Origin of the sequence: Rathayibacter sp. VKM Ac-2856 (assembly GCF_013205055.1) — a bacterium.
In the GTDB taxonomy this organism is placed as follows: Bacteria; Actinomycetota; Actinomycetes; order Actinomycetales; family Microbacteriaceae; genus Rathayibacter.
Genome location: NZ_JABMLF010000003.1, coordinates 109,508 through 123,959, shown reverse-complemented (window position 1 = coordinate 123,959; position 14,452 = coordinate 109,508). Strand labels below are relative to the sequence as shown.

The window sequence follows — 14,452 nt, the reverse complement described above, 5'->3', positions numbered from 1 at the left end:
GCCGGCCCACCGCCCCGCCGCGCCCAGCACGACGGCGCGTCCGCGGCCACCCCGTAGCCGCCCGAAACATGAGGGTCGTACGGTGAGCGCATGCGCGCAGAACTGACCCTCGGTGCGGAGGAGGAGCTCCACCTCATCGATCTCGAGTCGAGGCAGCTCTCCCCCCACGCCCCCCAGGTGCTGGCCCGGCTTCCGCGAGACAGCTTCTCGGCCGAGCTCCAGCGGACCACGGTCGAGACGAACACCGCGGTGGTCGACTCGCTCGACGGGCTGCGCGAGCAGCTGATCTCGCTCCGGCGCGCGGTGATCGACGCCGCGGCGCCCGACGGCATCGGCATCGCCGCCGTGGGCACCGCGCCCCGCTCCGAGCACGGCGACTTCGAGCTCACCAGCACCGGCCGCTACGGGCGGATGCAGGAGCAGTACCGGATGCTCGTGGACGAGCAGCTGATCTGCGGCACCCAGATCCACGTCGGCGTCTCCGACCGCGAGCTCGCCGTGCAGATCGCCCAGCGCATCGCCCGGGACCTGCCGGTGCTGCTCTCCGCGAGCGCGAGCAGCCCGTACTGGAACGGCCAGGACACCGGCTACGCGAGCATCCGCACGATCATCTGGCAGCGCTGGCCGAGCGCCGGCGCGACCGGGCCGCTGGACTCCGCCGCCGAGTACGACCGCCTCCTCGACGACCTGATCGCGACCGGGGTGATCGCGGACTCGAAGATGGCCTACTTCGACGTGCGGCCCTCCTCGCACGCGCCGACCCTCGAGCTGCGGGTCTGCGATGCGATGCCGATCGTCGACGACGCGGTGCTGATCGCGGGGCTCTTCCGCGGCCTCGTCCGCACCGCCGAGCTCGACATCGAGGCGGGCCGGCCGTTCCGGCACACCCCGCCGCCGATCCAGCGCGCCGCCACCTGGCAGGCCGCGCGCGGCGGTCTCGCCGGCCCGCTGCTCGATCACACCGAGCACCCGCGCCCCGTGCCCGCCGCCGAGGCGCTGCGCAGCCTGATCGCGCGCCTCCAGCCCGCCCTCGACGAGCTCGGCGACCTGGAGCAGGTCCGCGCGCTCGCCGAGGCGCTGATCGCGCGCGGCAACTCGGCCGACCGTCAGCGCGCCGTCTTCGCCGAGCGCGGCACCCTCGACGCCGTCGTCGACGCCGTGGTCGCCGAGACGCACGGCCCCGCGAGCGGCCCGATCCTCCCCGCGCCGAGCCTGCGCACCTACCGCGTCCGCGCCGGCGACGAGGCCGTGGCCACCGGCGGACGGCCCAAGAGCGCCTACCAGCCGATCCTCGAGCACTTCCGCGGGCTCGGCCCCGAGCGGCTCGCGAGTCTGCACGACTCCCGCGACCGGCGCGTCGCCGAGGCCGGGCTCACCTTCCGCGTCGGCGAGGAGGACCGCCCGTTCCCGGTCGACCTCGTCCCGCGTGTGCTGCAGGCCCACGAGTGGGGCGAGCTCGCCGCGGGGCTCGAGCAGCGCGCCCGTGCGCTCGAGTGCTTCCTGCAGGACGTCTACGGCGAGGGCCGCGCGGTCAGGGCCGGGGTGGTCCGCGACCTGCGCGGCGCGCCGGGCTGGAGCGAGGACGCCGCGCGGCTGCCGGCCGGCACCGTCCGCGGCGCCGTGATGGGCTTCGACCTGGTCCGCAACGAGTTCGGCGGCTGGCGGGTGCTGGAGGACAACCTGCGGAACCCCAGCGGTCTCGCCTACGCGCTGGGCATCCGCCACCTGCTCGACGACGTGCTGCCCGATCTGCCGCGCCCCGACGGCCTCCTCGATCCGTCGACGGCGCTCGCCGGACTGCGTGCGACCCTCGCCCACGGCGCGAAGGGCGCCGACCCGGTGCTCGGCCTGCTCTCCAGCGGAGCGTCGAGCTCGGCGTGGTTCGAGCACCGCCGGCTCGCCGAGGGCGCGGGTCTCCTCCTGCTCCAGGCGGGCGACGTCGAGGTGCGGGGCGGCCGGGTCCTGGCGGGCGGCGCGCCGGTGGACGCGCTCTACCTGCGGCTCGACGTGGAGCTGGTCGACCTCGTCGACGGCGACCGGCCGATCGGCCGCGAGATCCTCGAGGTCGCAGCGGCCGGAGACGTGTACCTCGCCAACGCGCCCGGCAACGGCGTCGCGGACGACAAGGCCCTCTACTGCGCGGTGCCCGAGCTGATCGGCTACTACCTCGACGAGCGCCCGCTCCTGGAGTCCGTGCCGACCTACCGGCCCGAGGACGAGGCCGAGCGCCGGATCGTGCTCGAGCGCGTCGGCGAGCTGGTCACCAAGCCCGTCGACGGCTACGGCGGCCGCGGCGTGATGATCGGCCCGGCCGCCCCCGCGGCCCGGGTCGCCGAGCGGCGCGCGGAGATCGCGGCGGACCCGGGCGGCTGGGTCGCCCAGGAGGTCGTGCGGCTCTCCTCGCTGCCCGCGTTCTCCGGCACCGAGCTGCAGCCGCGGCACATCGACCTCCGCGCCTTCGTCCTCGTCACCGGGACCGGGCCGGGCGACGTCCGGCTCGCCGACCTCGCCCTCACCCGTGTCGCCGCGGAGGGCAGCATGATCGTCAACTCCTCGCGCGGCGGCGGCGCGAAGGACACCTGGATCGTAGGCGGCTGAGATGTGCGGCATCGCGGGCGAGATCCGGTTCGACGGCGAGCGCGCCGACCGGGGCGCGGTCGATCGGATGACCGGCTGCCTCGTGCACCGCGGCCCCGACGGCGACGGCCTCTGGGCCTCGGGCCGCGTCGCGCTCGGGCACCGGCGGCTGGCCATCATCGACCTCTCCGCTGCGGGTGCGCAGCCGATGGTCGACGCCGCGCTGGGCCTGACGATCGTCTTCAACGGCTGCATCTACAACCACCGGGAGCTGCGCGCCGAGCTGGAGGGGAAGGGGCACCGCTTCTTCTCCCACTCCGACACCGAGGTGATCGGCAAGGCCTACGCCCAGTGGGGCGAGGACTGCGTCGACCACCTCCTCGGCATGTTCGCCTTCGCGATCCACGAGCGCGACTCCGGCCGCGTCGTGCTGGCCCGCGATCGCCTCGGCATCAAGCCGCTCTACCTCGACGAGTCGCGCGACCGGCTCCGCTTCGCCTCGACCCTGCCGGCCCTGGTCGCGGCCGGCGGCGTGGACACCTCGATCGACCGCACGGCGCTGATGCTCTACCTCAGCTTCCACTCGGTCGTGCCGGCGCCGCGCACGATCCTCACGGGCGTGACGAAGCTGCCGCCCGCGACCGTGCGGGTGATCGAGCCCGACGGGCGCAGCCGCGAGCGCGTCTACTGGGAGCCGGTCTTCGCCCGCGATCCCGCGCGGGCCGACTGGAGCGAGCGCGACTGGCAGGAGGCGCTGCTCGCCTCGTTCCGCACCGCCGTCTCGCGCCGGATGGTCGCGGACGTGCCCGTCGGCGTGCTGCTCTCCGGCGGCATCGACTCCAGCCTCATCGTCGCGCTGCTCGCCGAGGCGGGGCAGACCGGACTGCAGACCTTCTCCATCGGCTTCGACGCGGCGGGCGGCGAGTCCGGCGACGAGTTCGAGTACTCGAGCCTGGTCGCGGAGCGCTTCGGCTCCGATCACCACCGCCTCCCGATCGACTCGTCCCGGCTGCTGCCCGGGATCGACGCCGCGGTCGGCTCGATGAGCGAGCCGATGGTCTCGCACGACGCCGTCGCCTTCCACCTGCTCAGCGAGGACGTCTCGCAGCACGTCAAGGTCGTGCAGTCCGGGCAGGGGGCCGACGAGGTGCTCGGCGGCTACGACTGGTACCCGCCGCTGGCGCGGGTGCCGCGCGAGCGGGCGGCCGAGGCCTACGCGGACGTCTTCGTCGACCGCTCCTTCGCCGCGCTCCAGTCGCTGCTCTCGCCCGCCTGGCGCGGCGACCCCGACGCCGCGACCGTCTTCCTCGCCGAGCGCTTCGCCCGGCCGGGAGCCGACACGGCCGTGGACGCGGCGCTGCGCAACGACACCGCGGTCATGCTCGTCGACGACCCGGTGAAGCGGGTCGACAGCATGACGATGGCGTGGGGCCTGGAGGCGCGGGTGCCGTTCCTCGACCACGAGTTCGTCGAGCTCGTGGGCACGATCCCGCCGGAGCTCAAGCTCGCCCACGGCGGCAAGGGAGTCCTCAAGCGCGCGGTCCGCGGCATCGTCCCGGACGAGGTGATCGACCGCACCAAGGGCTCGTTCCCGGTGCCCGCGATCCGCCAGCTCGAGGGCCCCTATCTCGAGCGGGTGCGCTCGGCGCTGACCGACCCGGCCGCGCGGCGCCGCGGGATCTTCGATCCGGCGACAGTGGACGCGCTCCTGGCCGATCCGAACGCGACCCGCACCCGCCTGGGCTCCAACGAGCTCTGGCAGCTCGCCCTGCTCGAGATGTGGCTGCAGGAGCACGGCGTCGGCTGAGCGGTGCCGGAGGATGGAGGCATGACGCTCCCTCCCGCCGCTCCGCCGGCCGCCGCTCGACCGGCCGCCGACCTCCTGGCCGCCGCCGAGGAGCTCGGGCTCGGCCTCGTGCACGCCTGGGGCAGCTGGGGCCCGACGATGACGCCGGACGCCGCTCGCGTCGCCTTCCTCAGCGATCGCGGCGGAGCGCCCGAGGTCTGGGTCCAGGACGTGGTCGTCGGAGCTGCGCCCCCGGAGGCGCGCCGCCTCCGCTTCACGGACGATCCGGTGCTCGAGGTCTCCTGGTCGGCCGACTCCGCCTGGCTCGCCTGCCTCGTCGCGACCGACGGCGGCGTGCGCAGCCAGGTCTGGGTCGTCCGGCCCGACGGCTCCGACGCCCGCCGCATCGCCGGCTCGCGCGACGCCCACGCCGAGCTCGGCCCGTGGACGCGCAGCGGGCACCACGTCGTCGTCACGATCCCGTCGGCCGAGCCGGAGCAGCCGACCCGCTCCTTCCTCGTCGACCCGGTCACGGGCGAGCGGAAGCCGCTGGTCGACGGCGACCTGATCTCGGTGCTCGACCTCTCGGTGGAGGAGCGGCTCGTCGTCGTCCGCGACGGGCAGCGCGGCCAGCAGTACTGCGTGGTCGTCGACCGCCTGACGAACGAGAACCACGCGCTCCTCCCCGACTCGGGCACCGGATCCACGGACGTCGCGCTGCTGCGCCCCTCGCCGCCGCACGACACCGAGAGCCCGATGGTCGCCTACCTCGCGACCGACGTCGATCTGCCCCGGCGCCAGCTGGTCGCGATGCCGCTCGGCCCCGACGGCTGGCGCGGCCGGATCCGCCGCGTCGCCGCCCGTGACGACGCCGAGCTCGAGGGCCTGGACGCCGACGACGCCGGCCGGATGCTGATGCTGGTCTGGAACGTCGCCGGCTCGAGCGAGATCGAGCTGCTCGACACCACCACCGGCGAGCGGGTCCCGGTCGCGGGGCTGCCGGGACTCGTCGCCACGACCCCCGTGCTCTCCCGCGACGGCGGCGCCGTGATCCTCGGCGTCGAGGGCCCGGAGCGCCCGCGCGAGCTCTGGCGGCTGGACACCGCCAGCCACGAGTGGTCCCGGATCACCGGGGTGCCGGCGCTCGCCGCCGCGCCGCTCGTCGTCCCGACGCTGGAGCGCTTCGAGGGCCGCGACGGCCTGGCGCTCTCCGGCTGGCTCTACCGCGCTCCCGGCGCGACGGCGCAGGGCCCGGCGATGCTCAGCCTGCACGGCGGGCCGGAGTCGCAGGAGCGGCCGACCTTCTCGGCGCAGCACCAGGCGGTCGCCGCCGCGGGGATCACCGTCTTCGCGCCGAACGTGCGGGGCTCCTCGGGCTTCGGTCGCGACTTCGTCCACGCCGACGACGTGGAGAGGCGCACGGACGCCTTCGACGACGTCCTGGCCGCCGCCGCGTTCCTCGTCGAGTCGGGGCACGCCGACGCCGAGCGGATCGCCGTCACCGGCCGCTCCTACGGCGGCTACCTCACCCTCGCCGCGCTGGCCTTCTCGCCCGGCGTCTTCGCGGCGGGCGTCGACATCTGCGGCATGTCGCACCTGCAGACGTTCTACCGCGACACCGAGCCGTGGATCGCCTCCGCCGCCGTCACCAAGTACGGGCACCCCGAGCACGACGCCGCGCTGCTCGAGGAGCTGTCACCGCTGAACGCCGCCGACGCGATCGACGTGCCGCTGCTCGTCGTGCACGGCGAGCTCGACACCAACGTGCCGATCGGCGAGGCACGGCAGATCGTCGCGGCGCTCGAGGAGCTCGGCCGCCCGGTCCGCTTCCTGCAGCTGGACGGCGAGGGGCACGAGTACCGCCACGCCGAGTCGAAGGAGGCGCTGCTCGTCGAGCTGCTGCGCTTCCTCACCGAGACCCTCGGCCCCGACCGGACGCCCCCGCGCGCAGGCTGATCGAGTAGCGCCCGGAGGGCGCGCATCGAGATCCACCGTCGTCGGCGCAGGGGTCTCGATACGCCGCTCCGCGGCTACTCAACCAGCATGTGATCGACAGCGTGGGTCTCGATACGCCGCTGCGCGGCTACTCGACCAGCATGACTGCGCCCCGCCCTCGTCCCTCCGCCGCCGCACGCCGATCCAGCAGCCCCGCAGGGGCCCCCATGCTGGTCGAGTAGCTTCGCAGGGCCCCATGCTGGTTGAGTCACCCCGCAGGGGCATCATGGTCGAGTAGCCCCGCAGGGCCCCCATGCTGGTCGAGTAGCCCCGCAGGGGCGTATCGAGACCCACCGCTCCGCGAGCCGATCGATCAGCAGGGACGTCCCGCCGCGGAGCTCAGCGCTTCTCGAACTCCGCGCTGAACGACCCGTGGATCGGCTGCGCCGGGTCGTCGCCGACGGCGCGCGCCGGGTCGTCGATCTCGGGGGCGCGCCGGAGCGCCGGCGCCGCGTCGCCGCCGATCGTGTCCGAGACGCCGTCGAGGAGCTCCTCGGCGATGCGGCTGGAGAGACCGCTGCGCTCGCCCGGCCCGGGATCGGTCAGGGAGTCGACCGGGGCGGCCAGCGCCTCCTCGAGGCCGGTCCGCTCGCGGCCCGCCTCCGGCTCGTGCTCGATCCGCAGCGCCTGCGCGGTCTGATCCTGCTGTGACTGCGACCCGTCGGGCATCGTCGCTCCTCGTCCGTCTCGAGCGGCCGGGGCAGTGCGCTCCCGCCGCTGCCCCGAGCGTAGATCACCGGGAGCCCGCCGCCCACGCTCCGTCGAGCGGCTCCGTCGAGCGGCCCGCTCGCGCAGCTCAGTCGAGCAGGAGCCAGGAGTGCGCCTCGACGCGGATCCCGCCCGGGCTCGCCGCCTCGTCGCCGAGGTTGAGCGCGAGCCGGGCGCTCTCGCCGCCGGGCCCCTCGGCCACGAGGAGCACCGAGGTGTTCGCGAGGTCGACGCTCCGGGTGCGCGCGGCGACGAGCCACGGGTGCCGGCGCCGGAACGCGATGACCTCCTGGTGCACGCGGTAGGCGTCGTTCCGCGGCCACTCGGCCGGGTCGTCCGGGAACTCGGGCCGGATCGCGTCGTCGCCGCCGGCGCGCTCCTCCTTCACGCCCTCGAGACCGCGCTCGTCGCCGGAGTAGATGCTGGGGACGCCCCCGACGAGGCCGAGGACCGCGACCGCGTGGCCGTGGTGCCGCGGATCGGCGATCGCGCTGGCGAGCCTCGTCACGTCGTGGTTGCCGATGAAGGTCATCGGCACGAAGGTCTCGAGGAGCTCCGCGTGCCGCTGCAGCGTCCAATCGAGCTCGAAGAGGTTGCCCTCCTCGATCGAGCTGCGCACCGACTTCCACAGCTCGTACTGGGTGACGGAGTCCAGGCCCGACTCGCGCACGTAGCCGGCGTAGTCGCCGTGGATGACCTCGCCGACGAACCACGCCTCGGGGAAGCGCTCGCGCACCGGGTCGATCGCGGCGCGCCAGGCGGAGGGGGCGATCGCGTACGCGGCGTCCAGGCGCCAGCCGTCGATCCCGCGCTCGAGCCAGTGGCTCATCACCGCCGAGACGTGCGCGGCGACCTCGGGGTTCGTCGTGTCGAGCTCGACCAGAGCCTCGTGCCCCTCGAAGACGTCGACCCGCAGGCCGTCGACCTCGCGCGCCGCGTCCGTCCGACGGAAGCGCGCGGCGGCGGGGGAGCCCTCGCCCGCGGCGACGGCCTCGCGCCACCACGCGTGCTCGCGGCCGACGTGGTTGAAGACCCCGTCGAAGACCAGGCGGATCCCGCGCTCGCGGCAGGCGGCGATCAGATCGTCGAGGTCCTGCTCGTCGCCGAGCCGCGGGTCGACGCGGAGGTGGTCGACCGTGTCGTAGCCGTGGGTCATCGAGGCGAAGACCGGGCCGAGCAGCAGGCCGTTGCAGCCCAGCGCGAGCAGGTCGTCGAGCCAGGGGAGGAGGCGGCGGAGGCGGTGCTGCGGCTCGTCGCCCTCCCGCGGTCCGTCGGCCGAGGTCGCCTCGGCCCCCAGGAAGGCGAGCGGGTGGATCTGCCACCAGATCGCCGTCGAGATCCAGCCGTCCGTCGTCTGCGCCATCGCGGTCGCCTCTCCCGGCGAGCTCGGGCGCGCGCCGTCGGCGAGTGTAGCGACGGCCCCTGACACCGCCTCCCAGCCGTTCGAGAGCCTCCGCGGGGTGCCGATCGGCGTGATTCCGGGCTTCTCGACGCGCGAATCGACGCCGATCCGGGATCGGGCTGGTAGGTTACGGACGGTCCGACCGGTTGACGGGGTCCGTCCCCGGCCGTTGGACGACACACAACCACCAGCTGTTCTCAACAGCGCGAACGTCCTGGGAGGACACTCCAATGGCTGACAAGTCGCTCAACCGCACCGAGCTCGTCGCGAAGATCGCCGCCGACTCCGGCCAGAGCCAGGCCGCCGTCAACGGCGTCCTCGACTCGCTCTTCTCGACCCTCGCCGACTCCGTCTCCAACGACGTGAAGGTCACCATCCCCGGCTGGATCGCCGTCGAGCGCACCTCCCGCGCCGCGCGCACCGGCCGCAACCCGCAGACCGGCGAGACCATCCAGATCGCGGCCGGCCACTCGGTCAAGGTCTCCGCGGGCACCAAGCTCAAGGCCGCTGCCAAGTAGTCAGCGCCCCGCACGACGCACGAAGGCCCCGGCGATCCCGCCGGGGCCTTCGTCGTCCACGGCCCCTCTGCGGCCCCGGCGATCCGCCGGGGCCTTCGTCGTCCCGGACCTTCGTCGTCCTGCCGCCCCTCAGCCGCGAGAACGTAGGCTTGCGGGGTGAATCGAACCGTCCGGATCGCGGGCCCGGCGCTCCTGCTCGTCGCCGCCGCCCTCATCGCGCTCCTCGCGGCTCTCGCGTTCGGCGGCGGCTCGGCCGCACCCCTGCTCAACGACCCGGGCCCCGTCGTCCGCTTCGGTCTCCCGATCGCCAAGCTCGCGGTCAACCTCGGCGCCGCCGGCATGATCGGCTCGCTCGTCCTGACGCTGTTCGCGCTGAGCCCGCGGCTGCCGGGCTCCCGGTCGGCGGCGCAGCGCTCCCACGCCACGGCGGGCCGGGCCGGCACCGCGGTCGACACCGCCGTCGAGACGCGCACCGAGTACACGATCGCCCTCGACGTGGCCGCGGCCAGCGCCGCGTTCCTCGCCGCCGCCTCCGCGGTGACCGGCTTCCTCACCTTCCTCAACGTCACGCAGACGCCGCTGAGCCTCGACCGCGACTTCGGCACCAAGCTCAGCTACTTCATCGGGAGCATCCCGGTCGGCCAGGCCTGGCTGATCACGACGCTGCTCGCGGCCGTGGTGACGGTGCTCTGCTTCGCCGTGCGCAACCAGACCGCGCTCGTCTTCGTGACGGCGATCGCGCTCCTGACGCTGCTGCCGATGGCCCAGCAGGGCCACGCCGCCGGAGCGAGCGGCCACGACGCCGCCGTCACCGCCCTCGGCCTGCACCTGGTCTTCGCCGCGATCTGGCTCGGCGGCCTCCTCACGATCATCGTGCTGCGCCCGCTGCTCGGCGGCGAGCGCCTGCTGCCGGTGATCGCGCGATACTCGAGCCTCGCGCTGGTCAGCTTCGTCGTCGTCGCCGCCTCCGGCTACATCAGCGCCGAGCTGCGGCTCGCCACCCTCGGCAACCTGCTCACCGGCTACGGCGTGCTCGTGCTCGTCAAGGTCGCGGCGCTCACCGCACTCGGCGTCTTCGGGCTCGTGCAGCGCCGCTTCCTGATCGCGCGGATGCGCGCCGCCGGGGGAGCGGGCGGGCGCAGCTTCTGGTGGCTCGTGGCGGCGGAGGTCGCCTTCATGGGCATCGCCTCCGGAGTCGCCGCAGCCCTCGCCCGCACGGCGACCCCCGTCGACCAGGTCGCCGCGACCGAGCTCACGAACCCCACGCCCGCGGAGCTGCTCACCGGCGAGCCGCTGCCGCCCGCGCCGAGCGCCCTGAACTTCGTCACCCTCTGGAACGTCGACCTGCTCTGGCTGCTGCTCTGCGGCTTCGGCATCGCCTTCTACGTCGCCGGCGTCGTGCGCCTGCACCGCCGCGGCGACCGCTGGCCCGTCCACCGCACCGTGCTCTGGATCGCGGGCATGCTCCTCCTCGCGTACATCACGAACGGCGGCGTCAACGCCTACGAGAAGTACCTGTTCAGCGCGCACATGCTCGCGCACATGGTGCTCACGATGGCGGTGCCGGTGCTGCTCGTCCCCGCGGCCCCGGTCACGCTGATCGCGCGCGCCGCGGCCCGGCGCACCGACGGCTCGCGCGGCGGCCGCGAGTGGGTCCTGCTCGCCGTCCACTCCCGCTTCGCCACCGCGGTCTCGCACCCGATCGTCGCGGCACTGCTGTTCGTCGGCTCGCTGTGGGGCTTCTACTACTCGCCGCTGTTCCGCTGGGCCACGACCGACCACATCGGCCACGAGTGGATGATCGTGCACTTCCTGATCACGGGCTACCTCTTCGTGAGCGTCCTGATCGGCGTCGACCCGAGCGTGCACCGCGTGCCCTACCCGATGCGCCTGCTCCTGCTGCTGGGCACGATGGCGTTCCACGCCTTCTTCGGCCTGGCGCTGATGACGGGGGAGGGCCTCCTCCTCGCCGACTGGTACGGCGCGATGGGCTGGGGCACGAACGCACTCTCCGATCAGCAGGCGGCCGGCGGCATCGCCTGGAGCATCGGCGAGATCCCGACGCTCGCGCTCGCCATCATCGTCGCGGTGATGTGGAGCCGGGCGGACGCCCGCGACTCGAAGCGGATGGACCGCCAGGCGGACCGCACCGGCGAGGCCGAGCTCTCCGCGTACAACGACCGCCTCGCGGCCCTGCAGAAGCGCGGCTGACCCGGGGCGTCCCCGGGGCGTTCCCGTCCGAGCGGACGTTCCGCGACAGCGCGGAGCGGGCCCCGCGAGCCCTTCCTAGGCTGTCCCCCGCTGTGCCGATCCCGCCCGCCTCCTGCGGGCTCGAGGCGGCGCGCTGCGAGAAGGGGAACGCATGATCGAGGCACGGGGCCTGACCAAGAAGTACGGGGCGAAGACCGCCGTCGACGGGATCGACTTCACCGTGGCGCCGGGGAGGGTGACCGGGTTCCTCGGTCCCAACGGCGCCGGAAAGTCGACGACGATGCGGATGATCGTCGGCCTGGACCGGCCGACCGCCGGCTCGGTGCTGGTGAACGGCCGCCCCTACCGGGAGCACGAGGCACCGCTCGCCGAGGTCGGCGCCCTCCTCGACGCGAAGGCGACGCACCGCGGCCGGTCCCTCCGCGACCACCTGCGCGTGATCGCCGCGACGCACCGCATCCCGCGGTCCCGGGTGGAGGAGGTCATCGAGGTCGTCGGCCTCGGCAGCGTCGCGCGCAAGCGCGTCGGCGGCTTCTCGCTCGGCATGGGCCAGCGGGTCGGCATCGCCACCGCGCTCCTCGGCGATCCGCGCACGCTCCTGCTCGACGAGCCGGTCAACGGACTCGACCCGGAGGGCGTCCGCTGGGTCCGCGACTTCGTCCGCGCGAAGGCGGCCGAGGGCTGCTGCGTGCTGCTCTCCTCGCACCTGATGAGCGAGATGGCGCAGACGGCGGACCACATCGTCGTCCTCGGCCGGGGCCGGATCCTCGCCGACGCCCCGCTGTCCGACTTCCTCGCCGAGGCGCGGCCGCGCGTGCGCGTCGAGAGCCCGGACTCGGCGCGGCTCGCCGAGCTGCTGGTCTCGCGCGGCGCCGCGGTCTCCCTCGTCCCCGGCGGGCTCGAGGTCGAGGGGCTCGAGGCACCGGCCGTCGGAGCGCTCGCCCACGAGTCCGGAGCCGTCCTGCACGCCCTCACCGCGCTCACCCGCTCGCTCGAGGAGGCGTACGTCGCGATGACCGCCGACTCCGTCGAGTACTCCACCCCCGCCGCGCCCCTCGAAGGAGCCTCCCGATGACCGCGACCGCCTCGAGCCCGGTGCGCCCCGCCGCCTCGCCCGCCCGGCTGCGGCTGGACGGCATCGTCCTCTCCGAGCTGCTCAAGCTCGTCACCGTCCGCTCGACCTGGTGGTCGATCGGCGTCAGCGTCGTCCTCGCCCTCGGGCTCGCCCTGGCCCTCGGATCCGCGGTCGAGCCCCCGACCTCGGGCTCGGCGTCCGGGCTGGTGGCCGGCGGATCGACCCTCCATCTGCAGTTCGTCGGCCTCATCATCGCCGTCCTCGGCGCGCTCTCGCTCGGCGGCGAGTACTCGACGGGGATGATCCGCTCGACCTACACCGCCGTTCCGCGCCGAGTGCCCTCGCTCGTCGCCCGCGGGATCGTCGTGGGTGCGGCCTCCTTCCTCGTCGGCGTGATCACCTGCGTCGGATCGTTCGCGCTGATCGCGCCGCCGCTCGCCGCGAAGGGCGCGCAGGTGTCCCTCCTCGAGGGCGGCGTCCTCGGCGGCCTGCTCGGCGGCGCCTTCTCCCTGGCCGTGATCGGCGTCTTCTCGGTCGGGATCGCGGCGCTGGTGCGCAGCACAGCCGCCGCCATCGGCCTCGCGGTCGGCGTGCTCTTCGTGCTGCCGCTGATCGCGACCATCGCGAGCGGGCTGATGGACGTGCAGTGGATCGCCGACGTGAGCCCGTACCTGCTCTCGAACCTCGGACTGGCGCTGGCGAGCGTTCCCAGCGAGGGGTCGGGCGTCGAGGAGATCAGCACGACGTCCGCTCTGCTGGCCAGCGCCGCCTGGGTCCTCGCCGTCTGGGTCCCCGCCCTGACGGTGACCCGCGTCCGCGACGTCTGACGATCCCGGAATCGACCCCGGGTCGGCTGGGTACAGTGGACCGGTGACCCAGCCGACCCTCTCCGACGAGCAACAGCGGGTGTTCGACCTCATCGAGAACACCCGCGAGCACCTCTTCGTCACGGGCCGCGCCGGCACCGGCAAGTCGACCCTGCTCAACCACCTGAGCTGGAACACCGACAAGCAGATCGTCATCTGCGCTCCGACCGGTGTCGCCGCCCTCAACGTCGGCGGTCAGACGATCCACTCGCTGTTCCGGCTCCCGATCGGCGTGATCGCCGATTCGGACCTCGATCAGCCGCCCGAGCTGCGGAAGCTGCTCAACACCATCGACACCCTCGTCATCGACGAGATCTCGATGGTCAACGCCGACCTCCTCGACGGCATCGACCGCAGCCTCCGTCAGGCCCGGCAGCGGCGCTCCGAGCCGTTCGGCGGCGTCCAGGTCGTCCTCTTCGGCGACCCGTTCCAGCTCGCCCCCGTGCCGGGCGACCCGGAGGAGCGCGCCTACTTCGCCGACCGCTACCGCTCGCTCTGGTTCTTCGACGCGCTGGTCTGGCAGGAGGCGCCGCTGCGGATCATCGAGCTCGGCAGGATCCACCGGCAGAGCGACGAGCGCTTCAAGTGGATGCTCAACGCGGTGCGCTTCGGCATGGTGACCAAGGAGATCGCGGACGTCCTCAACGCCGCCGGTGCGCGCACCCCGCCCGAGAACGACGCGATCACCCTGGCGACCCGCAACGACACCGTCAACCGGATCAACCAGACCGCCCTCGCGCGACTGAAGGGCCCGGTGAAGACGGCCTCCGCCGAGATCAGCGGCGACTTCGGCGGTCGCGCCTACCCGGCCGATCAGAACCTCGAGCTCAAGATCGGCGCGCACGTGATGTTCCTGCGCAACGACGCCGAGCAGCGCTGGGTGAACGGCACGATCGGCCGCGTGACGAAGGTCGCCGGCACCGTCTGGGTTGAGGTGGACGGCGAGGTGCACGAGGTCGAGCCCGCGACCTGGGAGCGCTACCGCTACTCCTACTCCGCCGCGACGAAGAAGCTGACCCGCGAGATCGTCGCCGAGTTCGCCCAGTTCCCGCTGCGCCTGGCCTGGGCGGTCACCATCCACAAGTCGCAGGGCAAGACCTACGACTCCGCCGTGGTCGACCTGGGGCAGCGCGCCTTCGCGCCCGGGCAGACCTACGTCGCGCTCAGCCGCATCACGAGCCTCGAGGGGCTCTACCTCACCCGGCCGCTGCGGCCGAGCGACATCATCGTCGACAAGGACGTGCTGCGCTTCATGTCCGAGCGCCGGGCCGAGCCCGCCGCGGTGGCCGAGGCGGAGCCCGCCTCCTCCTGAGC

At 73.7% G+C, this 14,452-nt stretch carries 10 protein-coding genes; 8 read left to right on the top strand and 2 right to left on the bottom strand.

Annotated features, from left to right (window positions below; translation table 11 throughout):
• The first annotated feature begins 90 nt into the window (after positions 1-90).
• From HQQ82_RS11085 to HQQ82_RS11075, 3 genes are read left to right on the top strand one after another with little or no spacing between them, the layout of a single operon-like run.
• Positions 91-2,598, top strand: coding sequence for a glutamate--cysteine ligase (locus HQQ82_RS11085; protein ID WP_173233143.1), 2,508 nt, complete (start codon positions 91-93; stop codon positions 2,596-2,598).
• A gap of 1 nt (position 2,599) precedes the next feature.
• Positions 2,600-4,384 carry an N-acetylglutaminylglutamine amidotransferase gene (locus HQQ82_RS11080; RefSeq protein WP_173233140.1) on the top strand — a complete coding sequence of 595 codons (1,785 nt, stop codon included), beginning with the start codon at positions 2,600-2,602 and terminating at the stop codon, positions 4,382-4,384.
• A gap of 21 nt (positions 4,385-4,405) precedes the next feature.
• On the top strand, positions 4,406-6,319 hold the full coding sequence (locus HQQ82_RS11075) for a S9 family peptidase (protein WP_173233138.1): 1,914 nt from the start codon (positions 4,406-4,408) through the stop codon (positions 6,317-6,319).
• Between the two features lie 378 nt (positions 6,320-6,697).
• Here the strand turns inward: HQQ82_RS11075 and HQQ82_RS11070 are convergent, their stop codons facing one another.
• Positions 6,698-7,027: a hypothetical protein gene (locus tag HQQ82_RS11070; RefSeq protein WP_173233136.1), complete on the bottom strand. Its 330-nt coding sequence runs from the start codon at positions 7,025-7,027 to the stop codon at positions 6,698-6,700.
• Between the two features lie 127 nt (positions 7,028-7,154).
• Positions 7,155-8,429 (bottom strand): alpha-amylase family glycosyl hydrolase, encoded by a 1,275-nt coding sequence (locus HQQ82_RS11065; RefSeq protein WP_173233133.1) that lies wholly within the window; start codon positions 8,427-8,429, stop codon positions 7,155-7,157.
• 269 nt (positions 8,430-8,698) lie between these two features.
• On the opposite strand from HQQ82_RS11065, the gene HQQ82_RS11060 reads away from it, so the two are divergent.
• The 5 genes from HQQ82_RS11060 to HQQ82_RS11040 all read left to right on the top strand — a co-directional run bounded on the left by HQQ82_RS11060 (position 8,699) and on the right by HQQ82_RS11040 (position 14,450).
• Positions 8,699-8,986 carry an HU family DNA-binding protein gene (locus tag HQQ82_RS11060; protein ID WP_055786347.1) on the top strand — a complete coding sequence of 96 codons (288 nt, stop codon included), beginning with the start codon at positions 8,699-8,701 and terminating at the stop codon, positions 8,984-8,986.
• Positions 8,987-9,142: 156 nt separating this feature from the next.
• The gene (locus HQQ82_RS11055; protein WP_367947935.1) at positions 9,143-11,197 is read left to right on the top strand and encodes a cytochrome c oxidase assembly protein; all 2,055 of its coding nucleotides are present in this window, start codon (positions 9,143-9,145) and stop codon (positions 11,195-11,197) included.
• Between the two features lie 151 nt (positions 11,198-11,348).
• Positions 11,349-12,272 (top strand): ABC transporter ATP-binding protein, encoded by a 924-nt coding sequence (locus tag HQQ82_RS11050; RefSeq protein ID WP_173233131.1) that lies wholly within the window; start codon positions 11,349-11,351, stop codon positions 12,270-12,272.
• On the top strand, positions 12,269-13,099 hold the full coding sequence (locus HQQ82_RS11045; RefSeq protein ID WP_173233130.1) for a hypothetical protein: 831 nt from the start codon (positions 12,269-12,271) through the stop codon (positions 13,097-13,099). The genes HQQ82_RS11050 and HQQ82_RS11045 overlap by 4 nt, the downstream gene beginning before the upstream one ends.
• A gap of 43 nt (positions 13,100-13,142) precedes the next feature.
• A complete protein-coding gene (locus tag HQQ82_RS11040; RefSeq protein ID WP_173233129.1) occupies positions 13,143-14,450 on the top strand; it encodes a DEAD/DEAH box helicase in 1,308 nt (435 codons plus the stop codon).
• Positions 14,451-14,452 lie beyond the last annotated feature (2 nt).

Bases quoted from the DNA above. Each gene is read 5' to 3' on its own strand.
- HQQ82_RS11085 (WP_173233143.1), top strand. From the start codon at position 91: ATGCGCGCAGAACTGACCCTCGGTGCGGAGGAGGAGCTCCACCTCATC.
- HQQ82_RS11080 (WP_173233140.1), top strand. From the start codon at position 2,600: ATGTGCGGCATCGCGGGCGAGATCCGGTTCGACGGCGAGCGCGCCGAC.
- HQQ82_RS11075 (WP_173233138.1), top strand. From the start codon at position 4,406: ATGACGCTCCCTCCCGCCGCTCCGCCGGCCGCCGCTCGACCGGCCGCC.
- HQQ82_RS11070 (WP_173233136.1), bottom strand. From the start codon at position 7,027: ATGCCCGACGGGTCGCAGTCACAGCAGGATCAGACCGCGCAGGCGCTG.
- HQQ82_RS11065 (WP_173233133.1), bottom strand. From the start codon at position 8,429: ATGGCGCAGACGACGGACGGCTGGATCTCGACGGCGATCTGGTGGCAG.
- HQQ82_RS11060 (WP_055786347.1), top strand. From the start codon at position 8,699: ATGGCTGACAAGTCGCTCAACCGCACCGAGCTCGTCGCGAAGATCGCC.
- HQQ82_RS11050 (WP_173233131.1), top strand. From the start codon at position 11,349: ATGATCGAGGCACGGGGCCTGACCAAGAAGTACGGGGCGAAGACCGCC.
- HQQ82_RS11045 (WP_173233130.1), top strand. From the start codon at position 12,269: ATGACCGCGACCGCCTCGAGCCCGGTGCGCCCCGCCGCCTCGCCCGCC.